Origin of the sequence: Pseudoalteromonas sp. c7(2019) (assembly GCF_011378625.1) — a bacterium.
GTDB classification, from domain to species: domain Bacteria; phylum Pseudomonadota; class Gammaproteobacteria; order Enterobacterales; family Alteromonadaceae; genus Pseudoalteromonas; species Pseudoalteromonas arctica.
In genome coordinates, this window is record NZ_WTKS01000014.1 from 79,015 (window position 1) to 104,549 (window position 25,535).

A 25,535-nucleotide genomic window follows, 5' to 3' on the forward strand; every position below is an offset into this window, starting at 1 on the left:
CGACATTAATCTAGCAAACTAGTTAAAACAAACCATGATATAGCGCAATGACTATGGTTTTAATTATGAATTAAAAGCAATTTTTAATACAATACCACGCAACCAATCAGCAAATGCACGAGCCATATAATGCGTTTACCTCATCTACTCGTTTGCTCGGTATTTATATTTTTTGTGCTTTATGCACCCCAACCCCTACTTAGCCTTTTTGCGAGCGAATTTAATGTAGCACCTGCGGTAGCTGGCAGCTTAATGACTGCAACTATGCTGCCCTTAGCCATTGCCCCGATCGTTTATGGTTTATTTTTAGCAAAAATAAATCCACTACTTATATTACGTATTGCAATGGTGCTTTTAGGCCTTAGCTGCTTACTTTTTATTTATGTACCTAGCTTTGAGCTTTTATTATTAGTCAGATTTTTACAAGGTTTAACACTCCCTGCAGCTTTAACAGCAATGACTAGCTATATAGGTATGAGCTATAGCGCTGATACACTTCAAAAAAATATGACCCTATATATTGGTAGCAGTATAGTTGGTGGTTACTTTGGTCGTGTGCTCGCAGCTTTGTTTAGCGACTTATGGAATTGGCAGAGCTTTTATTACGTAATTGCTTTTATGCTTATTTGCTTAGCTTTGACAATTAAGCATTCTCGCTTTACAAACCCAGCTACACCGTCGCAGCTCTCCCCTCTGGATTACATTAAACAACTTAAAGAAGGCGCTATCCTTAAAGTGTACGGTGCCGTCTTTTGTATGTTTTTTTGCTTTGCTGCACTACTTAATTACTTACCGTTTATATTACAAAACACGTTTTTAATTACCAATACTCGTGACATAGGTTTAGTTTACAGTGGTTATTTAGTTGGTGCCCTCGCCTCTATTGCTGCACCTTGGTTACTTAAAAAAGTCCCTTCGCCTTGGCATTTATTAACTGCGGTATTTAGTTTTTATAGTGTGAGTATTATTTTATTAATGAGCCACCAGCTTAGCTTATTTTTAATCGCATTTACTTTGTTTTGTGGTGCTATGTTTGTGATTCATTCAACTGCCGCACCGCTCGTTAATAAAATAAGTAAAGCCCCGCCAAGCGTAACCAATGGCGGATATGTATCGTTTTATTACAGTGGTGGGGCATTGGGGTCGTTATTACCCGGTGTGGTGTACCAACATCATGGGCAAACAGCGTTTATGTTTACGCTGCTCGCGGTTTGCTTATGCGGTTTATCGTTAATTATGTGGGCTTATTTTGAGGGTAAAAATACAACGCGCGGTTGATGCTTTGTGTGATTAAAAAATGTTTCTAAATCAGCTTTACTAAGCAACCATGTTTGGGTGTTTTCAAACGGATGACAATGAAACAAATCACCACCCCAAATATCTTGATCGACCCATAAGCTCACTTCGTTTTGCTTATCATTTAAAAGAGCCAACATAGATACACACCCAGGAGCCACTTTTAAATACGTTGCTAAGCGTTCACTCGATGCAAACCCTAAACGCGAAAGCCCTTGTTGCTTTGATAGTGCCTTTAAATCGAGTTGCTTATTGTGCGCTGTAATAACTAAAAAGTGTCGCTTGCCTTCGTTATCGCGTAAAAATAGGTTTTTAAGACGAGTACCTGGGCGCTCAATCATAAACTCATCAGCCGCTAAGCTAGTATGTAGCGGCGGATGTTCTATTGCATCGTAAGTAATATCTAGGCGCACTAAAAGCTCTGCTAACTTAGTTTTATCAGCCAACATATTACAAGCAACGTCCTCTTAGCTGTACGCTCAAATCTCGCCATAAAACATCATTAACTTCATGTTTGTTATCGCAATACTCACGCTCTTTTAGCTCTTGATTTAATAATTCAACTGCTTGATCTTCTAGCTGCAACTTCAGAATGCTCGACTCTTCAAAATGCTCTTTCTCTATATACTGCTTAACCTCACCACGGCTTGGTCTATTGTTAGGACCACGGTCTAGGTTAAAGTTTTCACGATGCTTAGCTTTTACCGAAACAACATAAGCAAAAAGCTTATTGCCTTGCTCATCTTGCTTTTCGTGAAACTGTTTATTATTTATTTCAAAAGGCGGCTCGTCATTTGAGGCACAACCAGCGAGTAAAACCATAAGCGCTAGAACACATTTTTTCATTGTTTTTTATCGTTTTAGTTTTGAATTAAGCCGAGTCTAACAAAAATTGACGTAAACAGTGAAAATTTACGAAAAAATACTTGACCAAATTTATAAAAAAACTTAAAGTTCGTCCCGCTTGAAACTCAGCAGTCAAGCAGTTACATTATATGTAATTTAGGAATGTGGGGCTATAGCTCAGCTGGGAGAGCGCCTGCCTTGCACGCAGGAGGTCAGCAGTTCGATCCTGCTTAGCTCCACCACTTTCCTACTCCTTTTCAAATTCGCTCTACTCTTCTACTCTTCTACTCTTCTACTCTTCTACTCTTCTACTCTTCTATTTTTCCATTGTTTTTATTATTTTTTGACACCCTACTATTCTAATTTTTCATTCTATATAATTTTAAATTTATCCATTCAACTTGTGTCTTTACAAGTTCTTAGCTATACATAATGTCACACATTAGTACTTTAGGCTTAACATGGACATACCTAAGCGTTCAACGCTAAAAAAGCTAGCTGCTATAGGTTTAACAGCTGGTGCAATAACACATGCGCCTTATGTTTTTGCCCGAAAAAAAGTCACATTAAGAGTGCTTGGTACGCATGTAACACTCCAAGAGGCTATCCGCAAACAAGCAATGAGTGACTTGGGTATTAATATAGAATTTACTCCCGCAGGCAGCGCTGCCGTTTTGCAAAAGGCATCAATGGACCCTAGCTCCTTTGATTTATACGAACAATGGTCAAACAGCATTAATGTGCTTTGGGATGCAGGTTCTATACAGCCAATAGAAAAAAAACGACTCACCTACTTTAACGAGATAAATCCACTTACTAAAACGGGAAAACTAACCGAAACTGCAAGTATTGGTGCAGGTGATGCTCCCTATAAATTATTAAATGTTCAACCCGATGGCACATTAAGCTCACAAGAAAGCGATCATATTAGCTTTTTACCTTATGTGCATAATGTTGACTCTTTTGGTTACAACACCGATTTTATTAAGCCCGGTATAGCATACGAAACAGAAAGCTGGAGTTGGCTGCTTGATGACGAGAACAGAGGTAAAGTAGCTATCGTAAATGCGCCTACCATTGGACTCTTTGACCTAGCCCTAGCAGCGCAAAGTAAAGGGCTTATAAAATTTAACAATATAGGTGCGATGACTCGCCCAGAACTTGATAGATTGTTTAGTATATTACTCGACTTTAAACGCCAAGGTCACTTTAGTGGCTATTGGAACTCGGTCCCTGAGTCGATTGAATTTATGAAAAGTAAGCGAGCCCATATAGAAAGTATGTTTTCGCCTGCCGTCTCTGCGTTAAACAGCCAAAATATTAATGTTCGTTTTGCCGCGCCAAAAGAAGGCTACCGAGGCTGGCATGGTGTTATGTGTTTATCGTCACAAACACAAAGTAGCGTAAAAGATGCAGCTTACGATTATATGAATTGGTGGCTTTCAGGCTGGCCTGGTGCATTTATTGCTCGCCAAGGTTATTACATTAGTAACCCACAACGCTCTAAACTACTCTTATCGCCGGCCGAATGGGATTACTGGTACGGTGGAAAAGTAACAAGCATAGATTTATTAAATACAAATGGCGACGTAGCTATTAAAGCTGGTGCGCAACGTAATGGTGGTAGTTACTATAAACGCTTTAGCAATGTAGCAGTATGGAATACAGTTATGCCAACCTATGACTACAGTCTACAAAAATGGTATGAGTTGATTAGCCGATAATGATAATAAATTCAATTAAATCAAAAATAATATTAGCTTTGTGTTCGCTGATTGGATTACTTCTTTTACAAAGCTATTTGTTTAACTATTCGCAAACGTCCTTACTTAACTTGCAAAAGTCGCAGCATAACGCGCTTATTCAAAGTGAAGCTGTGAATCACTTAGAAAACGATATTATTTCCCTGCAAGGGCATGCAGTTTCATTTATTGACAATGCAAATGAAAATACGATTACCAAATTTAATTTTTATTTAAATAAGGCAAATCTAAATCTCGAGCAGCTAAAAACAAACACTCAAAACCAAACCCCTGAGTATCAAAACTCACTAATACGCCTTGGCGAGTATCTAAATAATTACCAAGATACATTTGGCCAAGTTGTCGTAAACAGACAAAAACGCGAACACCTTTACACTACTCAGTTCAAACAGCCTATTGATGACCTACAGGTAACAATTAGTGATTTAGAAGGGTCTTCAAACAATGATAATAAAGTTATTTTTAACGATGTTTTACTCACAATAAGTAATTTAAAACACGCAATTATAAGCTATCTCTATAAACCTAATTTTGATGAAGCACAAAATGTAAAACAAAACTTAAATCACTTACATAAAAAACTAACGAGCACCTCTGTAATAAATGAATCCCTCTCCAATAAAACAACAAGCTTAAAACAAGCTTATAACCAACTTGTATTACTCACCCGTAGCTACACTTTTTCTGTAAATGTAGTGCTTACAGGCATAGAAAACGAATTGCTGTATTTAACTAATGAAATTAAAAATATAGAAAAAAATAAACTAATCAAAACAGAAGAGCTACTAAGTAGCCACTTAACAAAAAATACAGAACAGGCAAATATATTTGCCGTTTTAATTATGTTAATCATTTTATTATTAAGCTATTTTATTTTTAGATCGGTTATAAAACCGATTACCCAGCTCACTTTATTACTTAAAGACATGAATAACGAAAAGCCAGTAACTATTTCAAATACCAGCCAAAATCAAACTGAAATAGCGTCGGTAATAAAAGCAGCCAACGCTTTATATTTAAAAAATAAGCAAACCAAAGAGCTACTCAATGAAACCCGCGTATTAAATTCCCAAATGGAAGCAATGAATGCCGACCTGACGAGTGCTATGGAGCAAACTGATAAAGCCAATAAAACAAAAATAGATTTTGTAGCCAATATGAGTCATGAACTTCGCACCCCAATGAATGGCATATTAGGTATGTTGCAACTCTTACAAAGCAGCGAGCTTCCCTCAAGGCAAAAACACTACGCAGATAAAGCTTTTTCAAGTGCTCAAAATTTATTGCAGATTTTAAATAATATTCTGGATTTTTCTAAACTAGAATCGGAAAAAGTTCAGTTAGAGCAAATCCCTTTTACCTTACATACTATAGTTTCTAACGTTCAAAATTTATTCTCAACAAATGCTAAGCAAAAAGGCTTGTTATTAAACTTTACTTTACACGTTGATGCAGGGCTTGAACTTATTGGCGACCCAATGCACTTAAGTCAAATAATAAATAACTGTGTAGGTAACGCAATTAAGTTTACTGAGCATGGTGAAATATCATTAATTATAGAAGCGACATCTCAACACGAAAAAACAATAAACCTTCGCTTTAGTATAAAAGACACGGGTATTGGGATGACTGAAGAGCAATCAAAAATTATATTCCAGTCTTTCTCGCAAGGTGATTCAAGCACAACAAGAAAGTATGGTGGGACCGGTTTAGGACTCACTATAAGCAAACAATTAACTAAATTGCTGGGCGGAGATATACAAGTAAGGAGCACGATTAATCAAGGTAGCGAGTTTTTCTTTACTCTACCCTTTACTTTATCTGAGCAACAAAAGCTTAAAAAACACGCCTTATTAATTAGCCCTGATAATGAGCAAATTAAAAAATTAATGGACTTACTAAGTGATATAAATATAACGACAGAAACAACACAAGAACCATTAAGGGCCATTGCAAAAATGTCTCAGCCTAGTAGCCCATTTAGTATTGTAATAATGTCGATAGAAAAAAAAGAGCTCAACGATAACTTTATTTTACAACAACTGTACGCTCAAAATAAAAACGTTAATGAAAAATTGACACTGATTTTATTAATTACCGATGAAGAGTCTCCTGAGCCAATTGCAAAAAATGAAAATATAGACATTATAATTATCGGTAATAAAAATAGTGAAGTTGAAATTTTAAGAAAGCTTTCACCAAATAATTTTAAAGAAAAGCAATTAAAGCCTCACCCTAAATTCTCGGGTTTTAATGCATTAGTTGTTGATGATAATAGAATTAACCAAGAAATAGCCTCCGCCCTTTTAGCAAGATTAGATATGACCGTGATCATTGCTGATAATGGACATGATGCATTAGATAAAGTAGAGATAAATGACATCGATATTATTTTTATGGATGTTCAAATGCCAGTTATGGATGGGCTTGAAGCAACAAGCATATTAAGAGAGCGAGGCTACAAAACTCCTATAATTGCTATTACGGCAGCCGGAGATCCTAATGATAAAAAAGCAGCGTTTAGAGCGGGTATGGATGACTTTTTAGTAAAACCGATTATTTTTGATGCGCTTTACGAAAGTATTGAAAAGCATCTGCAAAGTAGCGAATCTCTGAGCACTATAAACCTGCCTTTAGCAAAAGAAAACCTAGAAAACAATGACGAATTGTTAGCTAAATTATTTACTCAGTTTGTCAACGATTACAATGACTTTTCGATTAAAGCTGATATATTAATCAAAAATGAAGAGTTAGAAAGCTTAATTCGACTAGTACATACACTCAAAGGCTTGGCCGGCACATTAGGCTTTGAGCTACTGCAACAAAGCGCGCAAAGTATTGAGGAAAGCTTAATAGATAAGAAAAGTATTAATTTATCTCATTTTAATGAGCAATTAATACTTACACTTTTTGCTGTAAAACAATTTTTGATAGCTGATAGCTTTAAAAAAGAACATATACAGCAACATGAACTAGAAAACGAAGACTCGGTTATTGATAATATATACTCATTAGCATTAACGGCTCGCCCCGTACCTAGCAGTTTGGTTAGACAGCTAGAAATGAATCAATATGATAGAGGCCACTCTCTATTTAAGCTCAAAGAAGCAATTGATCATTTTAACTACGCGTTAGTAATTGAGCTTATTGATAAGTATAGAAACGATAATAAAAATTAGGCATAACCACTAACCTGAACTAGATTTAATATTGTAAAGAACGCAGAGAAGGACAGATAGTGCATTCAAATTACCTCGCAAACAATAATGGATTAACCACAGAACAAAAGCATAAACCTTTAATTCTTATTGTTGATGACGAACCTAGTAATTTACACGTATTAGTAGAAGGACTTTTAACTGACTACGATGTACGTATTTCTACTAGTGGTGAGCAGGCTTTGATATTTATTGAGTCAACTCGGCCTGACTTGATTTTATTAGACATAATGATGCCTGGCATGGACGGCTACGAAGTATGTAATATACTCAAAGCGAAACAAAATACCAAAGGCATCCCCGTCATATTTGTAACTGCGCTTACCGAGGAAGAGTCTGAAGAAAAAGGCTTTGCTATGGGCGCAATTGACTACATACACAAACCTTACAAGCTAGCGCTCGTTAGAGCACGCATTCGCACTCATATTACCGCTCAAGGCATGCTAGATAGGCTTATAGAAAAAAACTTTGACCTGCACGACAAACTACTTGAAATAGAGTCTCTGGCGAAAGAGTTAAGTCAGCGTGAAGAAGAATTAAAAGAACTCTCCTCAAAACAAAAGTTATTTTATCAAGCCCTAACGGGAACCGCTGATGGCGTTGTTATTACCGACAGTAACGGAAAAATTATTGCCGTAAACCCTTCATTTTGCCGGATTACAGGTTACTCTGAATCTGACTCCCTGCAAATGCAGTTGCACGATATTAAACAAAATAACCACCCTAGTATTAGCTTTGATCAAGTATGGCATCATGCAAACCAAGCAGGATATTGGAGTGGAGAGCTAGTAACCAGACGAAAAAATGGCGAGCTTTATCCTGAGTTATTAACTCTTAGTATGGTAAGAGGCGAGCAAGATACCAATGTGCACTATATTGGTGTATTTAGTGATATTTCTAGCGTTAAGATAACGCAAGAAAGAATTCACTACCTCACATGGCATGATGAACTTACAGGTTTGCCCAACCGAAATGGTTTTTTAAAGCAGTTGGAGCAGCAACTTCAGGTTTGTAGTACCGAAAATAGTTATGCCTATATTTATATTATTGACATAGACAGCTTCCACTCAATAAATGATGGATTAGGCCTACTCGCTGGCGATAACATTTTAAAAGAATTAACTAAACGAATTCATTCTAAGGTGAGTAAAAAAGATGTTATTGCTCGCTTAGGCAGTGATGAATTTGCAGTACTGTGTACAGTTGAAAAAGGCGTTGGCAGGATCAGAGCCCAAGCTATGGCTGAAAATAAAGCCCAAGAACTGCTCATAAGTGTAAACCACCCCTTTGTGGTTGATGAACAAGACGTTAGCTTAACCGTAAGTATTGGCACGTATATTTTTCCTCGAGAAGATCAGTGGGAAAGTGCTATAGAAACAATTCGTAACTGTGAGGCGGCTTGTTACAAAGCAAAAGAAAAAGGCGGTAATAGAGTTACCTTTTTTGATACTTCGTTTGGCGAGCAAGCAAAACGCCGTTTTGAAATCGAGCAAGATTTACGTAAAGCAATCTCAAATAATGAGTTATCCCTATATTTACAATCCCAATTTGACCGAAGCCAAACCCTTAAAGGGGCTGAGGTTTTATTAAGATGGGAGCATCCTCAAAAAGGCTTCATTAGCCCTGGTGAGTTTATATCTATAGCCGAAGAGTCAGATATAATTTATGACTTAGATTGCTGGGTAACTTCAAATGCACTTGAAATATTAACGCAACTTAGTAAAACTCACCCTGAGTTAAACCTATCAATTAATGTAAGTGGCAGGCACTTTCATGAAGCGCGTTTTTTAAGCTTTATTAGCCAACAAATAAAGCAACATAGCATTAATCCTCAGCAACTCACTATTGAGATAATTGAAGGTACATTGCTTAATCACATGGAAGCGGCTATTGAGGCTGTTCACTTTCTCAAGAAGCTAGGTATTAGGGTATCAATTGATGACTTTGGTACTGGATATTCGAGTTTAACTTATCTTAAACAATTACCCATACAAGAACTAAAAATTGACCGTTCTTTTGTATTGGAAGCACCGACTGATAATAACGATAAGTTGATTATTGATATGATTGTAAGCTTAGGCCGTTTATTTGAACTCGAGATAGTTGCCGAAGGTGTAGAGAATCAGTCCCACTTTGATTTATTGCAAGAATATCCAGAAGTTATTCTTCAAGGCTATTATTTACACAGGCCTGAACCTGCAAGCGACTGGCTTGAAAAACTAAATTAATTACAGAGTAGTCTGAAAAAACAAAAAAGCCGAGTATTTCCATACTCGGCTTTTTAATGAAATTAAGCTTTAGCGGTTACTCGCGAACTTGGCCTTCACCATTCACTAAGTACTTCTCAGTAGTCAGTGACTCAAGTCCCATAGGGCCGTATGCATGAAGCTTAGAAGTTGCTATACCAATCTCTGCGCCTAGACCCAGCTGTGAGCCATCAGAAAAGCGAGATGATGTATTAACCATAACTACAGAAGCATCAACACTACGCTGGAATAACTCTGCAGCGGCTGCGTTCTTAGTGCAAATTACTTCAGTGTGGTTTGAACCAAACTGTGCAATGTGTTCAACCGCTGCCGTAAAGTTTGGTACAACGCGAATAGCGATTTCTAGGTCTAGATATTCTTCACCAAATTCGTTATCGGCTAACACAGTTGCATTATCAAAGTATTTAGCTGCAAAGCTGTCAGCATTTATTTTTACACCTTCTTGGCGTAATACAACTGCGCACAGATTTAAAAACTCATCTGCAACATCTTGATGAACTACTAAGCCCTCAAGTGCATTACAAACACCGGTACGCTGCGTTTTACCGTTAAGTAGTAAGTTAAGCGCAATTTCTAGGTCTGCATCTTTATCTACATATAGATGACAAACGCCTTTGTAATGCTGAATTACTGGGATCGTGCTATTTTCAGTAACAAAGTTAATTAAGCCTTCACCGCCACGTGGAATTATTAAGTCAATGCTTTCACGTTGCTGCATTAATTCCATTAATAGTGCACGATCTGGATCTGGAATCACTGAAATAAGTGATACTGGTAAGTTATGCTTTTCAAGTACGCTGTGCATTACACTTGCGATAGCTTGCGAACTTTTAAGTGCTTCTTTACCGCCACGTAAAATTACGCCATTACCTGATTTAAAACATAATGCGCCAGCGTCTGCTGTTACATTTGGGCGTGCTTCGTAAATCATACATACAACGCCAAGAGGTACGCGCATTTTACGAATTTTAATGCCATTTGGACGCTCTGTAATATCACGTAGCTGACCAACAGGATCGTCCAGGCTTACGATTACTTCAATGCCTTCTGCCATTGCTTCAATACGCTCATCGTTTAGCGTTAAGCGGTCGATCATTGAAGCTGCTAAGTTATTGTCGCGTGCTGCGCTTAGGTCACTTTCGTTTTCTTTGATTATAAATGCTTTTTGCTCTCTTAGTGCTGCTGCCATTTCAACTAGTACTTGGTTTTTAGTCTCGGTATCGAGTAAAGCAAGTGTGTGGGCAGCTTTAGCTGTCTGGCGTGAAATGTCCGTAATTAAACTCATGACTTCTCCAATAATGCGATATGTTTTTCAGATATAACTGGTCCAATTGAATCCTGCATTTTTTCGCTGAATTCACTCTGTTCGTTGTCTGCAATAAAGTTTAACAAACAGCTACTATAATTTGCGGTCGCTTTAGCTAAACGCGTACCGTCTTCACTACGTACTAAAATGGTATCACCAACAGCAAATTCACCATGGACTTCCATGATTTCATCACCGCGAATACAGCCACTTTCACCTTCAAGGGATTCATCAAATGATCCATCAACAACAACTTCACCTTGCTCATTTGCTGTGTGTGTCATCCAATGCACAGAGTCCAGCATCGGTTTTTCGTACGGTAAAAATATGCTACCAGGATTTTCCCCAGCTAGCAGTTTCGTAAATGTTTCTTCTTTAAAGCCGTTTATAATGTAAGTCGCGATACCATGTGACGTTGCTTTTTCTGCAGCTTCTATTTTGGTTTTCATGCCACCAGTACCAACAGCACTTGTAGCACATCCTGCCATAGCATAAATAGATTCATCAATTGATTTTATTTCAGGCAGTAACACCGCATCATCATGTAAGTTAGGGTTTTTGTCATATAGCCCATCAACGTCTGAGAATATTAATAAAGCATCGGCATCCGCTGCAGCTGCAACCATCGCTGATAAGTTATCGTTATCACCCACTCGTAGCTCATCGGTTGTCACCGCATCGTTTTCATTAATAATAGGGAGAATACCGTGCTCAAGTAGAGTGAACACAGTTTCGCGAATACTTTGGTAACGCTCGCGGTCACGTAAATCGCCGTGCGTTAATAATAGCTGCGCAGATGGAAAGTCAAAAAAGCGGTCCCACATGGCGATCATTTCTGTTTGACCTGCTGCTGCCATTGCCTTTTTCATTACCACAGAGCGAGGTTTGTCTGATGGGAATAAATGCGCTCCAGCCGCTACAGAACCCGATGATACTAAAATCACCTCGATTCCACGGGCACGACAACGAACAATGAACTGTGCGATGGTTAATATGTAACGCGAACGGCAGCCATCTTGATCTGGTGCAATTAATGCACTACCTACTTTAAGTACGATACGTCGCCAATTTAACTTTTGCATAAATGCTCAACTTTCCATTTTATCTGCGCTCATCTTAATTAGACGAGCTAAAACTAAGTAGCTAGGTTTAAAACATAGCTTCGAATTTTTCTTTTCATTTAGGCAACACTTTTTTACACACACGCAAAAACCATATCTAAAACAAGAAGCTTAGATTTGAGGTTAAGTAAAAGTAGCAACAACCCAATAATATTGAGCAGCACTAATCAAAAAATTTAAAAGTGTTGTTTATGCATCGCTGTAAAAAGCTGTGTGTGGCTTTTTTATTAACAACATACATAGAGCCTCTAAAGTCTGATACACCAACAGATAGGGTGAAGACCAAAGGACCGAGATTTAACCGCCACGATGGGGGGCTAAATATTGAAAGTAATAGTTCAACTCAAACCTTTATTTACTTAAATAATTAAATAAACTTGTTTGGCAAAACCATACCAAGAATTCGGCAAATGATATTTTGTAATGCTCAAATACTAGAAACATCACTAACACATGATTATAAAGATTAAAAATGACGTTAAGATTAACAAGCATCTTTTATCTTCAATAAACTTCGTTAGATGACTAATTATTAGAACACGAAGTATAATACACCAAATACCCCTTTAAAATCAAGGTTAAAATTCGAACTAAGTTAATACGAAACACTCATACCCTTTATATTGTTATTAAAATTCAATAAATTAAACAATTAATACACTTTAAAATAAGGTGGCTAAGTTCTCGCTAAATAATTTAAGCCTACTAATCTTTTATAAGCAGCTAAAATTGATTAGTAATATTTCAGTTTCCGGTGTATACCCCTGTATTAATAATTAACAAAAGTTATACTTTCTAAACATATCGTCATAAATAAGGAATTCTTAATCTATGTCAGCAATTTACATAGCCGGTATCGCACTTTGCTCTGTGCTTGCCCAATGGGTCGCGTGGGCTTTTAGAGTACCCGCTATTCTTTTTTTATTGCTTACTGGTCTTTTACTTGGACCATTTAGTGGTGTTTTAGACCCTGATGCACTTTTAGGTGATTTACTGTTTCCAGTAGTATCACTAAGCGTTGCCATCATTTTATTTGAAGGTTCCTTAACTCTGCATTTCAGAGAATTAAAAGGGATAGGAAAAGTTGTAAGGAATCTCTGCTCAATCGGTATGCTTACTACCTGCATTATTATTAGCCTAAGCGCCTACTGGTTGCTTGAGCTTAACTGGCGTGTTGCTGCGGTACTAGGCGCAGTACTCGTTGTTACTGGCCCTACCGTTATAGCACCGCTATTAAACTCAATGCGCCCAACACAAGACATAGACCGCATACTTCGCTGGGAAGGTATTGTAATAGATCCTATTGGCGCATTATTTGCTGTATTGGTATTTGAAGCTGTAATGCTTGTAGGCCAAGGCGAAGTATTTAGTCATACTATTATTGCTTTAGTTAAAACCCTGGGTGTTGGTTTAAGTATTGGTGTTGCTGCAGGTTGGCTAACAACCCTATTAATGCGTCGCGAGTGGCTGCCATTTGAATTACATAAGTTTGGAATTTTAGCACTAGTCCTTATTAGTTTTTCTGTATCAAACTATTTAAGCCATGAATCAGGCTTATTAGCAGTAACTGTATTTGGTATTTGGCTTGCGAACCAAGACGATTTAGAAATAGATTCTGTACTTGAGTTTAAAGAAGACTTGTCGATGATATTAATATCGACGCTATTTATTTTACTTGCAGCACGCTTACAGCTTTCTGATTTGATGATGCTCGACAGCGATGTATTTATATTTTTAGCTATTGTGCTTTTTGTTGCACGCCCACTGTGTATTGCTATTTCGACCTTTGGTACTGACTTACCAATGAAGTCTCGCTTGGTACTTGCCTGGATTGCTCCACGCGGTATAGTTGCCGCAGCCGTTGGGTCGGTATTTGCACTAAGTATGATGGAAGCTGGCGTTGCTGATGCTGAAAAAATGGTGCCACTTATATTTACGGTGATCATCATTACGGTTGTGCTGCAAAGCTTAACAGCCATCCCTGTTGCCAAGCTATTAGGTGTACGCCAACCATCGCCAAACACAATATTAATTATTGGTGCAAACCATGTATCGCGTGCAATTGGACGTGGCTTACAAGAGCAGAATATTCCGGTTCACCTTTCAGATCCTGCATGGGAAAACTGCAGAATGGCACGTATGGATGGCTTAGCTTGTTATTATGGTAACCCGCAATCAGAGCATGCTGAACGCTACTTACCTCTAACAACTATTCGCAGTGTCTTAGCGCTATCGCCAAACCGTCATCATAATGCGCTAGGCGTTCAATACTTTTCGCATTTACTTAATGAAAAAAATGTATTTTCGCTTCGCTCATCAACGTCGCATGCTAAAGCAAATAAAGACAGCGCAACGTTTTTATCTAGACAAATACTGTTTGGAGACGAAGGCTCGTATGCACGTTTAAGCAGTATTATAGCTAAAGGCGGTAAGGTTAGTTCAACACGTATCTCGGATGAGTTTAGCTGGGAGCAATACCTAGAAATGAACCCTGAGGCTATCCCTTTGTTTATTCTTAAAGGTGATAAAGACAGCGATGACGATACGCCAATTAAGCTAAGACCGTTTACAATCAACATGGAAAAACCGCCGCTAGAAGGCGAGCGTGTTGTTGCATTACAGCCGCCTAAAATGTCGGTCTTAAAAGACCCGCAAACAAAGGCTAAAGAAGAAAGTTAAACACTTTTACTACCTGTAAAAACTCAAAAACCCTAACTTAAAAAGTTAGGGTTTTGTTTTTTAAGAGCCATTAAATAGGAAGGCGAGCTCGCGCAACCACGCTATCTGGCATTTTTTGCGCTAACTTAGTCAGCGCTCGCTCAATTTTTTTATGAGTCGCTTTATCTGCGACCATAGAATTAAATAGCCAACGGTATGCATCTTCAAAATCACGCGGGCTGCCATAGCCATCATTAAATAATTTAACCAAACGTAGTTGTGCTTTTAAATTGCCTTGCGACGACGCTTCACGCAAATACGTAATTGCCATTGCTTTATCTTGCTGAACTAAACGCCCGGTGTCGTAGTAACGCCCTAGCTGCTCTAGCGCTGCCGCTAAGCCTTGTTCAGCCGCTTTTCGCATGTAATACACACCTAACTCTACATTACGATCCACGCACACGTTATAAGCCAGCATATCGCCGTATAAAAATTGATAAGACGGCAATGCCATTTTATTGGCTCGTGCTTCTATATCTTGCACTAACTGGCAATCATCTGCCTTCACCCGCGCTAAATGCGTATTTTTATTTATTAACGCAATTAGCTCAGATTCTGTATACAGCGGTACAGCAGCAGGGCTTTCTGTAGCTAAGCTGTTGGTTGCTATAAATAAAGACAGCGGAATTAACGAAAGCCTTAATACGCAATTACGGTAAAATAAACGCATGCTCACCACTTATAAAAATAAACTTATTAAAATATATACAAAGATCGTTCCAAGGTGAATTTTAGATACAAAAAAAGCTGCACTAGGCAGCTTTTTTTAATCTAATGGTAATTACGCAAACGGGTTGCGAAGTACCATAGTTTCTACGCGGTCTGGACCTGTAGAAATAATATCAATTGGAACACCCGTAATTTCTTCAATACGCTTGATGTAGTCAATCGCAGCTTTTGGTAAACCGTCAAGACTCGTTACACCAACAGTGTTTTCTGACCAACCTGGCATTTCTTCGTATACTGGCGTTACTTTATCGTAACCTTCAGCTGCTAATGGTGTTACGTTAGTAACTGTGCCATCTTCAAGCTTGTAACCAATACAGATTTTAAGCGTTTCTAAGCCATCTAAAACATCAAGCTTAGTTAAACAAAAACCTGAAATACTGTTGATTTGAACTGCACGGCGCATAGCCACTGCATCTAACCAACCCGTACGACGAAGTCGACCTGTTGTAGCGCCAAACTCATGGCCTTTATCACCTAAGTGCTTACCAACTGGATCTTGTTTCTCAAGACCGTCGTAAAGCTCTGTAGGGAAAGGACCTGAACCAACACGTGTAGTGTACGCTTTAATAATACCTAAAACGTAATCAAGGTTTAATGGACCAAAACCTGCACCAGTAGCAACGCCACCAGCTGTAGTATTTGAAGATGTTACATAAGGGTAAGTACCGTGATCGATATCAAGTAACGTACCTTGTGCACCTTCAAATAAAATGTTTTCGCCAGCTAAACGCGTTTGATCTAAAAGCTCAGTTACATCTACAACCATTGCTTTTAAGATATCAGCAACAGCCATTGCATCATCAAACGTTTTTTGGAAATCTACAGCGTCTACTTTGTAGTAGTTAACTAAAGTGAAGTTATGGTATTCAAGAACTTCTTTTAATTTAGCTGCAAATAATTCAGGATTAAATAAATCGCCTACGCGTAAACCACGGCGAGCCACTTTATCTTCGTACGCAGGACCGATACCACGGCCAGTTGTACCAATTGGCTTATCGCCACGAGCAGTTTCGCGGGCTACATCTAATGCAACATGGAAAGGCAAGATTAGCGGACATGCTTCACTTATTAAAAGACGCTCGCGTACAGGTACGCCGCGTTCTTCAAGCATGCCAATTTCTCTCATTAGCGCTTCTGGTGATAAAACTACACCATTACCAATCACACATTTAACATTGTCACGTAATACACCCGATGGAATAAGGTGTAGAACCGTCTTTTCACCTTCGATAACTAAAGTATGACCCGCATTGTGGCCACCTTGATAACGAACTACTAAAGATGCTTTGTCTGTAAGGAGATCAACTACCTTACCCTTTCCTTCGTCACCCCATTGGGTGCCTAATACAACAACGTTTTTACCCATCGTAAATTCACTTAGAGAAAATTAGGACGAGATTTTACCAGAAAACTAAAGTAAAGATCACCCCTGTTCAGCTTATTTTTTCTGCGCGCATTTGTTATATCCAAATATTAGCTAATAACCACATAAATAACAGTGATTTAAAGCACTAGACTGTGTTTAACAAAAAGCCCCGCAAATGCGAGGCTTTTTAACTTTTAAATAATTAACGTAAAGCCTATTGAGCTTTAGCGCCTTTCATATATTGGAAGAAGTCGCTATCTGGTGAAAGCACCATAACGTCTTGCTTATTTTTAAAAGTCTTTTTGTAAGCCTCAAGCGAACGCACAAAACTAAAGAACTCAGGGTCTTTGTTATACGCGCTTGCATAGATGCCTGCGGCATCAGCATCGCCTTGACCACGTACAGAACGCGCATTACGCTCTGCATCGGCAAGCATTACTGTTACACGACGGTCAACACCCGCACGAATAGTCTCGGCTTTTTCCTGACCTTCAGAACGATGCTCTTTTGCAACAGCAGTACGCTCAGCGCGCATACGTTGGTAAATAGAGCTACTCACTTCTTGTGGTAGGTTGATTTGCTTAACACGTACGTCTAGTACTTCAATACCTAGCTCACGTGCACTTTCAGAAGCTTGTACTAACGCTTCTTCCATCAACTCGCTACGCTCACCCGATACAATTTCGCGAATTGTACGTGTACCAAAGTTTGTACGAAGACCATTATTTACTTTTTGTTTAAGTAGCGTTTCAGCATATTGCTTATCGCCACGGGCACGTAAGTAAAAAGCGCTAAAGTCATTAACACGCCATTTTACAAACGAATCAACAATTAAGTCTTTTTTCTCACTAGTAACGAAGCGATCCGGCGCACCATCTAGCGTTTGAATACGTGCATCAATGCGACGTACTTGGCTAAAAAATGGCACCTTAAATTGTAGGCCTGGGCCATATACAATCGCTTGATCGTCACTGTCTTTTTGTACTTTACTAAATAACATTACAATTGCTTTTTGCCCTTCAGGTACAACAAATACCGATGAAAAAGACATAACAATGGCAGCTAATAGTATTACTAAACTAAAGTTTTTCATTATGATTATCTCCCATCATTGAAGCGGTCGTTGTTAAAGCGGTCATTGCCACTATTAACAGAGCTATTGCGCGACGTATTTACTTTATTGCGTAAATCTTGAATATCACTAGAGCTTGGAAGTGCAACACGTGTTGCTGTCCCTTGCTTATCCATGATCTTATCAAGTGGTAAATAAAGCATATTATTACCGCCTTTAACATCAACCAATATTTTAGAACTACTCCCTAACACTTCTTCCATTGCATCAATGTATAAGCGCTCACGAGTAACTTCTTTAGCTGCTTGATATTCAGGTAATAGCTTTTCAAAACGAGCTACTTCACCTTGTGCTTCTAATGTAATACGCTCTTGGTAACCTTCCGCTTCTTGAGTCATACGCGTTACTTGACCACGAGCACGCGGTTCAATTTCACGAGCATATGCTTCTGCTTCACGAATGAAACGTTCTTCATCTTCTTGTGCAGCAATCGCATCATCAAATGCATCTTTAACTTCAGTTGGCGGACGAGAGTCTTTAAAGTTCACGTCAGTAACAATTAAACCTAAGTTATATGGTTCGATAATCTTATTAAGCTCATCCCATGTATTTTGACGAACAACCTCACGGCCATTAGTTAATACTTGGTCCATTTTTGCATGGCCCACAACGTAACGTAGTGCACTATCTAGTGCTTCTTCTAAGCTACTATCAGCGTTAGTTACGCTAAATTCATAAAGGTATGGGTCAATAACACGGTATTGCACCTGAAACTCAACGCTCACTACGTTTTCGTCTTCAGTAAGCATAAAACCAGAAGCCGATAATGAACGAACTGCTTCAATATCTACTGGGATTACCGTTTCAATAAACGTCATTTTCCAACGCAGACCAGGATCAGCAATTCGGTCATATTTACCAAATTGAAGAACCACACCACGCTCGGCTTCTTTAACCGTATAAATACCACTTAACGCCCATACAATAACGGCGATAATAAGTATGAATGAAATACCGGCTCCGCCAAGTCCACCGCCGCTACCATTGCCGGATTTTTTCCCGCCAAATAAGCCGCCGAACTTGTTACTAAACTTGCGGAACACCTCGTCTAAATCAGGTGGGCCTTGATCACGTCCGCCTTTATTATTCCACGGATCTTTGTCATTGCCATTATTACCCGGTTCATTCCAGGCCATAGCTATACTCCATTGTTATCTAAATAAATTAGGAAATTGTGTTAAATCTAACAAATCTACCGCGTTTCTCATACAAAAACCGACATTAAAACGTCAATTTTTAATTACGGTTGATAAAACCAGCAATTTCAGGACCAAATTCTTTAATTAAACGATTCCACTCAACCATTGGCATTCTAACATCTAACAGCCAATTACCTTGCTCATCAAAGCGTTCTTCATGTACTGCATTTAAACTAAACAATGCAGCCCTTAGGCGACCATACAATGGCGTAAGAAATAATGTTTCGTTAAACATCTTCTTAGCAAGCAGTTCACTAATAGCCTCACTAAGTAATTCACACCCTTCACCAGTCTGAGCGCTAAGCCATACTCTTATAGGTTGGCCTTCGTCATCTCGATCAATACGTGGGCTTACGTTATCCAGCGCATCAATTTTATTATAAATTAATAGCTGTGGTACTTCATCGGCTTCAATTTCTTTAAGCACCGATTGTACTTGTTCAATATTTTCTTGAAGACGAGAGTCTGCTGCGTCAATTACATGTAACTGTAAATCAGCTTCACGAGTTTCAGTTAGCGTTGCTTTAAAAGCAGCAACTAAGTCGTGCGGTAAATGACGAATAAAGCCCACTGTATCAGCTAAGATAACAGGACCAACATCACCTAATTCAAGCTTACGTAGAGTCGGGTCAAGCGTTGCAAACAACTGATCGGCCGCGTATACATCTGAATTCGTAATTCGATTAAATAATGTAGATTTACCCGCATTGGTATAGCCAACTAACGATACCGTAGGTATTTCGTTACGAGTACGAGCTCGCCTACCTTGTTCGCGTTGCACTGCTACTTTAGCTAAACGCGCACGGATATTTTGAATTCGGGCACGAAGTAATCGTCTATCTGTTTCAAGTTGGGTTTCACCAGGTCCACGTAAACCAATCCCGCCTTTTTGGCGTTCAAGATGGGTCCAGCCCCGAATTAATCGAGTCGACATATGGCGAAGTTGTGCCAATTCAACCTGCAGCTTACCCTCATGGGTACGTGCACGTTGGGCAAAAATATCAAGAATTAGTGTCGTTCTATCAAGCACACGACACTGACAAACACGCTCTAAGTTACGCTCTTGTGACGGCCTGAGTTGATGATTGAAAATTACGACATCTGCATTGTGGATTTTGACAATCTCAGCTATTTCTTCTGCTTTACCGGTACCGACGAATAGTTTCGGATGTGGTGCTTGACGGCTGCCTTGCACAACCGCCAAACTACTAACACCAGCAGAAGATACCAACATTTCTAATTCATGAAGATCTTCACGATCCCCTTCTTTAGGTAAGTCGATATGAACTAAAATTGCCTGTTCGCCGGATTCATAGCGGTCAAACAAACATTATGCTCCTAATTAAAAGTTACCAGCTTCTGGTTCTTCAGTGTCTTCACTCCCTTGAACTGCTTGGAAGTTAACTGCGCGAGCAGGGACAACTGTTGAAATTGCATGCTTATAAACCATTTGATTTACGGTGTTCTCTAGTAAAATAACAAATTGGTCAAATGACTGAATTTTGCCTTGTAATTTTATGCCATTTACCAAAAAGATTGATACTGGAATGCGCTCACGTCGTAGTGCATTCAAAAATGGGTCTTGTAACGATTGGCCTTTTGCCATGTTATTGTTCCTTCGTTCTAGGTGTTATTATAATTAAGTGGCTGAACTTATTTGATAAAAAACAATATTCAACTACTACTAGCTTAGCGAACTTACTACACGATGCAAGTTTTCTTCGTCACCCGTTGTTAACCAAGTAACATCAGGCCAGCTACGAAGCCACGTTAACTGACGTTTTGCCAATTGACGTGTTGCTGCGATGCCACGAAAAACCATTTCATCATGGCTTGTTTCACCCGCAAGGTAATCCCACATTTGTCTATAACCAACACAACGAATAGAAGGCATATTGGGGTGTAAATCCTTACGTAGATATAGGGTCGAAACTTCATTTTCAAACCCCTGATCAATCATTATTTTAAACCTTTCTTCAATTCGGCGATGTAATTCGCTACGTTCTTGCGGTGCAATCGCAAATTGATGAAAAGTATAAGGTAAAGCCGGCTGTTTTTGCTTTTGCAACTCAGTCATGGTCTTACCAGTTAACCTGTAAACCTCTAAAGCTCGGTTAATCCTTTGTGAGTCATTCTCACTTATTTTTTCGGCTGCTTTTGGGTCAACTTTAACTAATTCTTTATATAAATGAGGCCAGCCAAATTCTTTAGCTTGTGCTTCTAGCTCTGATCTTATTACTGTATCTGCTTCAGGCAAAGGCGATAAACCATCAATTAAAGATTTAAAGTACAACATTGTACCTCCAACCAATACAGGCACTTTACCTTGTCTATGAAATTCGTCAATTTTTTGTACTGCATCGCGCCTAAAATCAGCAACTGAATATGTTTCACTCGGGTCAAGTAAGTCGATCAGATGATGCGGAGCTTTAGCAAGTTCTTCTGCATCAGGTTTTGCAGTACCAATGTTCATATCTTTATACACTAACGCTGAATCAACGCTGATTATTTCTGTATTTAAATGCTCGCACAGTGAGATTGCCAATGCTGTTTTACCAGCAGCAGTTGGACCCATTAAAAATATGACTGGTAAATTACTCAACACTGATACCTTAATCTAATTGCATTAAATAGTGATTTAGCTCTATTTTAACTGCTTTTTCGCGTAAGCGTTCAATAGTTTGCGGATTATTTTGTAAGCGCATTTGTTGCGCTAAAAACACATTGCTTAAATAAAACCGGGGGGGTACACATTTTATCTGCCACTCTAACCAATTCTCTATATTTTCAAGCCCTGCTTTACACCCATCAAGTAGCTCACCTATCGCTGTACTTACATCAAGTAAATATAAGCACGCTGGCAATTTTTTAACCATTACAAACTGTTTTTCTATTACGAGTTCAAAACCAAGTAAAGTAAACCACGATTGCTGAGCTTCTATAAGTAAGCAATCTTCTTTTGATAAGTTTACTCTTACGGGCAGCAAAAGAGCTTTCCCTTCTAAACTTCCGGACTCTTTAATTTGATTATGCCAATCATCTACCAATGCATATTTGAAATGTGAGCAATACAATTGCTGCTCAACACTAAATACACACGCACCTTCATTAACACTGATGATTGAAACTGTCTTTAAAACATTATGCGCAGACTCTAACTGGTGTTGTGCTACAGGTATGTTTGCTACATTATCAAAATGCGCAGCGTGTTGCTCACTCACACCTTGATAAAACGCGTTTACATCATGATGGCTTGTACTTGGTGTAGCACGGTATGCCCCGCCACCGCCAACACTTCTAGTACCTGATGACGAACTACCAGCACTTCCTGAGTAAGAGGGCTGTAATTGCGATTTAGGGTAATCAAATACTCCATCCGCTTTTGTATCATTAGAACTACTATGCGCTGACCCCATAAACACAGGCGCAGATTCCATCTCAGAGCTAAGCGGTTCATTCGTAAACTCACCTTGCAGCGGCACTACCACTTGCTTAATAGCCTGTAATATAAAGTCATGAATTAAGCGCCCTTGATGAAAACGCACTTCATGCTTAGCTGGATGAACATTTACATCAACCTGCCGAGGGTCTATATCAATATAAATGACAAAACCGGGTAATTCTTGTGTTCCACTTACTTCTTCAAATGCCTGGCGTATAGCATGCAGAATAAGTTTATCGCGCATCATACGATTATTAACATAAGTATACTGAGTCGTATTAGCTGAACCTACAGGTAGCACCCAACCATGCAGCTGTAAGCCACCCTCTCCTGATTGAATATGCAAACCTTGCTCAGCAAAAGCCTTACCTGCAACTTGCGCTACACGTGTAATAGCCTGAGAGGGATCTGTCTTCGCACGATACTGCCTTACTACTTTTTCGTTGTGAGTTAGTGTAATAGAGACATCAAAGCGACTAAGCGCAATACGCTTTATCAACTCATCAATATGGCTAAATTCAGTTTTTTCGGTACGCAAGAATTTACGACGAGCTGGGGTGTTAAAAAATAAATCTTTTACTTCAATGGTTGTGCCATCAGGGTGCGCTACTGGCTTTACTTGCACGGCCATATCGCGACCTTCAGCAAATGCTTGCCAAGCAGCTTCTTGATCTTTTGGTTTTGAGCTCAGCGTTAAACGCGATACAGAGCTAATTGACGCAAGCGCTTCTCCCCTAAAACCAAGTGAACAAATATTTTCAAGGTCATCTAGAGATTTTAATTTACTCGTAGCGTGACGAGAAAGCGCGAGCGTTAGCTCATCTTTACTTATCCCTGAACCGTTATCACGTATACGAATAAGCTTATGACCGCCACGCTCTATATCTATCTGAATACGTGTAGCGCCAGCATCTAAACTGTTTTCGACTAGCTCTTTTACTACCGACGCTGGGCGCTCAACCACTTCGCCTGCGGCAATTTGGTTAGCTAAACGCGCGGGTAATATTTCAATATTCATGAGATTTCCTAGCAAGCATTGCGCTAATAATAATGACTAACTTTGTGGTATATCGAGCTCTTGCCCAATAAACAAAGTATTAGAGCTAAGCTTATTAACTTGTTTTAATTCAGTGACTGTAATGCCATAGCGACTCGCCAACATACTTAAAGATTCACCCGGGCGTACCTTGTGCTTTGTTGGATATTGCGACTTTAATTTAGCAAATAAAGAGTCATCAGGTGGATTTTTTAAATAGTAATTTTTAATTGAAGTAAATATAGCTTTAGCCAAACGCTCTTGATGGTTAGCACTTTTAAGCAGCTTTTCTTCTCGTGGGTTAGATATAAACCCTGTTTCTACTAAAATTGATGGGATATCTGGTGATTTAAGTACAGCAAGACTCGCATGTTGGGGATCTTTCTTATGCAACTTAGCAACTTTACGTAGCTCTTTAACCACTTCGTCAGCTACGTTTAAGCCGGTTTTCATAGAGTGATCCATCGACATATCAAGTAATGCTTGCGCTAAGTATTTTTCGTTAGCGGCATCTTTCATTACATCCGCAGCGCCACCTAAAAGCTCAGAGTGCTTTTCTTTATCTTCTATCCATTTACCTATCTCTGAATTAGCACGCCTTAACGACAACACCCAAACAGAGGCACCATTTGGTCCCGGGCTCGTAAATGCATCAGCATGAATAGAGACAAAAAAGTCGGCCTTTTTTTCACGAGCACGATTGGTACGCGTATTAAGTTTTACAAAGTAGTCACCGCTTCGTACCATGCGCGAAATCATCCCACGTTCGCCATCAATCATGCGCTCTAAACGTTTTGCAATTTGCAGTGTTACTGTTTTTTCGTACGTGCCAGATGGACCAATTGAACCTGGATCTTCGCCGCCATGACCCGCATCAATTGCAATTACAATATCGCGTTCTTGGCTTAACTGGCGATTTTTAGCTGCTGTTTGAGCAGGAGAAACAACTGTGGCAGCTTGGCTTTTATTGTATAAATCAACAACGAGTCTGTTTTTATAAGGGCCTGTAGGCGCTAAAGCAAATACAACTGGCTTTACTGGTGCGTTTAATTCAAACACTAACCGAACACTGTGCTTATTTTTAGGTTTTGAGTAGCGTAGCTTGCTCACTATTTGATGTTTTGGTGGTACACCTGGTAGTATTTTTAACTCGTTAGTGTTTTCTAAATCAATTACTAAGCGGCTTGGGTTTTTAAGCATGAAATAGCTAAAGTCAGGCTTATCATTTAAATCAAATACCACACGCGTACTATCAGGGGACGGCCATACGCGTACACTATTAATTGTATTTTTGGCCCACAGCGGCAAGCTTATGGTAATAACCATAAGGTAAATAAAGAGTTTAACTACACCTCGGCTCATTTGATAATTACTGCCTTAACTATATTATTATTTGTTATTTAGTTTTTCGACAATTGCTACACCACGCTCACTGGCGCTATTAATAACAATTTTACGTTCGTTACCCATATAGCTTAGAGTAATATCTAAATCAGGCACAGGAATAAATTCACCACCTTTTTCTGGCCACTCAACAACGCAAATTGCATCTGGTGAAAAATAATCGCGTATTCCCATGTATTCTAGTTCTTCAGGGTCACCTAAGCGGTATAAATCAAAATGATAAACATTTGCGCGCTCGAGTTCATAAGGTTCAACAAGTGTATACGTTGGGCTTTTAACTTTGCCTGCATGACCAAAGCCTTGCACTACACCTCGTGTAAATGTTGTTTTACCAGCGCCTAAATCACCATGTAAATAAATAACCGCACCTTGCTCTATAATATCAGCAACGCAATTACCCATTGCGACCGTGGCTACTTCATCAGTCAAATGAAATTCAAAACTACGCGTCATTACTACCTCAAAAATTCATTCAAAAGCGCATATTTGCTAATCATACCAGAATATTAATTTAAGGCGATAAATTGAAGTTTTAGACATAAAAAAACAGATAAGCTGATAATGAAAGTTGTGTATGGATGTCTATTTTCGATACTTTGAAGCTGTATCATTGTAATAAAATAAGGTAAGTGAGTTCTCAGACTAAAAGATAGTAAAAGAAAAGTAACACCACGAATTAGATGACCCCATAT

The 25,535-nt window shown here is 38.9% G+C and carries 19 protein-coding genes and 1 tRNA gene; 6 read left to right on the forward strand and 14 right to left on the reverse strand.

Annotation, left to right across the window (positions count from 1 at the left end; genetic code table 11):
- The first annotated feature begins 129 nt into the window (after positions 1–129).
- Positions 130–1,278, forward strand: a complete 1,149-nt coding sequence (locus GQR38_RS15365; RefSeq protein WP_165722400.1) for an MFS transporter — start codon at positions 130–132, stop codon at positions 1,276–1,278.
- On the opposite strand, the gene GQR38_RS15370 is transcribed toward GQR38_RS15365, so the two are convergent.
- Together GQR38_RS15370 and GQR38_RS15375 are read right to left on the reverse strand one after the other, a co-directional pair.
- Positions 1,245–1,745, reverse strand: a complete 501-nt coding sequence (locus GQR38_RS15370; protein WP_010554360.1) for a prolyl-tRNA synthetase associated domain-containing protein — start codon at positions 1,743–1,745, stop codon at positions 1,245–1,247. The genes GQR38_RS15365 and GQR38_RS15370 overlap by 34 nt on opposite strands.
- A 1-nt stretch (position 1,746) precedes the next feature.
- On the reverse strand, positions 1,747–2,142 hold the full coding sequence (locus GQR38_RS15375) for a hypothetical protein (RefSeq protein ID WP_010554359.1): 396 nt from the start codon (positions 2,140–2,142) through the stop codon (positions 1,747–1,749).
- A 166-nt stretch (positions 2,143–2,308) separates the two neighbouring features.
- Here GQR38_RS15375 and GQR38_RS15380 point away from each other — a divergent pair.
- From GQR38_RS15380 to GQR38_RS15395, 4 genes are all read left to right on the forward strand, one after another.
- A tRNA-Ala gene (locus tag GQR38_RS15380) sits at positions 2,309–2,384 on the forward strand.
- Positions 2,385–2,603: 219 nt separating this feature from the next.
- Positions 2,604–3,866: an extracellular solute-binding protein gene (locus GQR38_RS15385; RefSeq protein WP_165722398.1), complete on the forward strand. Its 1,263-nt coding sequence runs from the start codon at positions 2,604–2,606 to the stop codon at positions 3,864–3,866.
- The gene (locus GQR38_RS15390) at positions 3,866–7,084 is read left to right on the forward strand and encodes an ATP-binding protein (protein ID WP_165722396.1); all 3,219 of its coding nucleotides are present in this window, start codon (positions 3,866–3,868) and stop codon (positions 7,082–7,084) included. The genes GQR38_RS15385 and GQR38_RS15390 overlap by 1 nt, the downstream gene beginning before the upstream one ends.
- A 59-nt stretch (positions 7,085–7,143) precedes the next feature.
- Complete coding sequence (locus GQR38_RS15395) at positions 7,144–9,351, forward strand: EAL domain-containing protein (protein ID WP_165722395.1); 2,208 nt, start codon at positions 7,144–7,146, stop codon at positions 9,349–9,351.
- A 76-nt stretch (positions 9,352–9,427) separates the two neighbouring features.
- Here GQR38_RS15395 and GQR38_RS15400 read toward each other — a convergent pair whose 3' ends face one another.
- Together GQR38_RS15400 and proB are read right to left on the reverse strand one after the other, a co-directional pair.
- Positions 9,428–10,675, reverse strand: coding sequence for a glutamate-5-semialdehyde dehydrogenase (locus GQR38_RS15400; protein ID WP_007586417.1), 1,248 nt, complete (start codon positions 10,673–10,675; stop codon positions 9,428–9,430).
- On the reverse strand, positions 10,672–11,778 hold the full coding sequence (gene proB, locus GQR38_RS15405; RefSeq protein ID WP_165722393.1) for a glutamate 5-kinase: 1,107 nt from the start codon (positions 11,776–11,778) through the stop codon (positions 10,672–10,674). Before proB ends, GQR38_RS15400 begins: the two co-directional genes overlap by 4 nt.
- A gap of 870 nt (positions 11,779–12,648) precedes the next feature.
- Here proB and GQR38_RS15410 point away from each other — a divergent pair.
- Positions 12,649–14,496: a sodium:proton antiporter gene (locus tag GQR38_RS15410; protein WP_165722391.1), complete on the forward strand. Its 1,848-nt coding sequence runs from the start codon at positions 12,649–12,651 to the stop codon at positions 14,494–14,496.
- Positions 14,497–14,566: 70 nt separating this feature from the next.
- Here GQR38_RS15410 and GQR38_RS15415 read toward each other — a convergent pair whose 3' ends face one another.
- The 10 genes from GQR38_RS15415 to tsaE all read right to left on the reverse strand — a co-directional run bounded on the left by GQR38_RS15415 (position 14,567) and on the right by tsaE (position 25,296).
- Complete coding sequence (locus GQR38_RS15415; RefSeq protein WP_007586412.1) at positions 14,567–15,205, reverse strand: SEL1-like repeat protein; 639 nt, start codon at positions 15,203–15,205, stop codon at positions 14,567–14,569.
- A gap of 111 nt (positions 15,206–15,316) precedes the next feature.
- Positions 15,317–16,630 (reverse strand): adenylosuccinate synthase, encoded by a 1,314-nt coding sequence (locus GQR38_RS15420; RefSeq protein ID WP_010554354.1) that lies wholly within the window; start codon positions 16,628–16,630, stop codon positions 15,317–15,319.
- A 214-nt stretch (positions 16,631–16,844) separates the two neighbouring features.
- On the reverse strand, positions 16,845–17,723 hold the full coding sequence (gene hflC / locus GQR38_RS15425) for a protease modulator HflC (protein ID WP_010554353.1): 879 nt from the start codon (positions 17,721–17,723) through the stop codon (positions 16,845–16,847).
- Positions 17,724–17,728: 5 nt separating this feature from the next.
- Positions 17,729–18,898, reverse strand: a complete 1,170-nt coding sequence (hflK, locus tag GQR38_RS15430; protein WP_010554352.1) for an FtsH protease activity modulator HflK — start codon at positions 18,896–18,898, stop codon at positions 17,729–17,731.
- Positions 18,899–18,998: 100 nt separating this feature from the next.
- Positions 18,999–20,288 carry a ribosome rescue GTPase HflX gene (gene hflX, locus GQR38_RS15435; RefSeq protein ID WP_007586404.1) on the reverse strand — a complete coding sequence of 430 codons (1,290 nt, stop codon included), beginning with the start codon at positions 20,286–20,288 and terminating at the stop codon, positions 18,999–19,001.
- Positions 20,289–20,303: 15 nt separating this feature from the next.
- Positions 20,304–20,567 carry an RNA chaperone Hfq gene (hfq, locus tag GQR38_RS15440; RefSeq protein WP_007586402.1) on the reverse strand — a complete coding sequence of 88 codons (264 nt, stop codon included), beginning with the start codon at positions 20,565–20,567 and terminating at the stop codon, positions 20,304–20,306.
- A 78-nt stretch (positions 20,568–20,645) separates the two neighbouring features.
- Positions 20,646–21,563: a tRNA (adenosine(37)-N6)-dimethylallyltransferase MiaA gene (gene miaA, locus GQR38_RS15445; RefSeq protein WP_007586400.1), complete on the reverse strand. Its 918-nt coding sequence runs from the start codon at positions 21,561–21,563 to the stop codon at positions 20,646–20,648.
- Between the two features lie 10 nt (positions 21,564–21,573).
- A complete protein-coding gene (gene mutL / locus GQR38_RS15450; RefSeq protein WP_165722389.1) occupies positions 21,574–23,421 on the reverse strand; it encodes a DNA mismatch repair endonuclease MutL in 1,848 nt (615 codons plus the stop codon).
- Between the two features lie 36 nt (positions 23,422–23,457).
- The gene (locus GQR38_RS15455; RefSeq protein WP_007586394.1) at positions 23,458–24,801 is read right to left on the reverse strand and encodes an N-acetylmuramoyl-L-alanine amidase; all 1,344 of its coding nucleotides are present in this window, start codon (positions 24,799–24,801) and stop codon (positions 23,458–23,460) included.
- A gap of 27 nt (positions 24,802–24,828) precedes the next feature.
- Complete coding sequence (gene tsaE, locus GQR38_RS15460; RefSeq protein ID WP_165722388.1) at positions 24,829–25,296, reverse strand: tRNA (adenosine(37)-N6)-threonylcarbamoyltransferase complex ATPase subunit type 1 TsaE; 468 nt, start codon at positions 25,294–25,296, stop codon at positions 24,829–24,831.
- Positions 25,297–25,535 lie beyond the last annotated feature (239 nt).

What these genes read in the sequence shown, in the direction of transcription:
- GQR38_RS15365 (WP_165722400.1), top strand. Translation starts at nt 130, where the DNA reads ATGCGTTTACCTCATCTACTCGTTTGCTCGGTATTTATATTTTTTGTG.
- GQR38_RS15370 (WP_010554360.1), bottom strand. Translation starts at nt 1,745, where the DNA reads ATGTTGGCTGATAAAACTAAGTTAGCAGAGCTTTTAGTGCGCCTAGAT.
- GQR38_RS15375 (WP_010554359.1), bottom strand. Translation starts at nt 2,142, where the DNA reads ATGAAAAAATGTGTTCTAGCGCTTATGGTTTTACTCGCTGGTTGTGCC.
- GQR38_RS15385 (WP_165722398.1), top strand. Translation starts at nt 2,604, where the DNA reads ATGGACATACCTAAGCGTTCAACGCTAAAAAAGCTAGCTGCTATAGGT.
- GQR38_RS15390 (WP_165722396.1), top strand. Translation starts at nt 3,866, where the DNA reads ATGATAATAAATTCAATTAAATCAAAAATAATATTAGCTTTGTGTTCG.
- GQR38_RS15400 (WP_007586417.1), bottom strand. Translation starts at nt 10,675, where the DNA reads ATGAGTTTAATTACGGACATTTCACGCCAGACAGCTAAAGCTGCCCAC.
- proB (WP_165722393.1), bottom strand. Translation starts at nt 11,778, where the DNA reads ATGCAAAAGTTAAATTGGCGACGTATCGTACTTAAAGTAGGTAGTGCA.
- GQR38_RS15410 (WP_165722391.1), top strand. Translation starts at nt 12,649, where the DNA reads ATGTCAGCAATTTACATAGCCGGTATCGCACTTTGCTCTGTGCTTGCC.
- GQR38_RS15415 (WP_007586412.1), bottom strand. Translation starts at nt 15,205, where the DNA reads ATGCGTTTATTTTACCGTAATTGCGTATTAAGGCTTTCGTTAATTCCG.
- GQR38_RS15420 (WP_010554354.1), bottom strand. Translation starts at nt 16,630, where the DNA reads ATGGGTAAAAACGTTGTTGTATTAGGCACCCAATGGGGTGACGAAGGA.
- hflC (WP_010554353.1), bottom strand. Translation starts at nt 17,723, where the DNA reads ATGAAAAACTTTAGTTTAGTAATACTATTAGCTGCCATTGTTATGTCT.
- hflK (WP_010554352.1), bottom strand. Translation starts at nt 18,898, where the DNA reads ATGGCCTGGAATGAACCGGGTAATAATGGCAATGACAAAGATCCGTGG.
- hfq (WP_007586402.1), bottom strand. Translation starts at nt 20,567, where the DNA reads ATGGCAAAAGGCCAATCGTTACAAGACCCATTTTTGAATGCACTACGA.
- mutL (WP_165722389.1), bottom strand. Translation starts at nt 23,421, where the DNA reads ATGAATATTGAAATATTACCCGCGCGTTTAGCTAACCAAATTGCCGCA.
- GQR38_RS15455 (WP_007586394.1), bottom strand. Translation starts at nt 24,801, where the DNA reads ATGAGCCGAGGTGTAGTTAAACTCTTTATTTACCTTATGGTTATTACC.
- tsaE (WP_165722388.1), bottom strand. Translation starts at nt 25,296, where the DNA reads ATGACGCGTAGTTTTGAATTTCATTTGACTGATGAAGTAGCCACGGTC.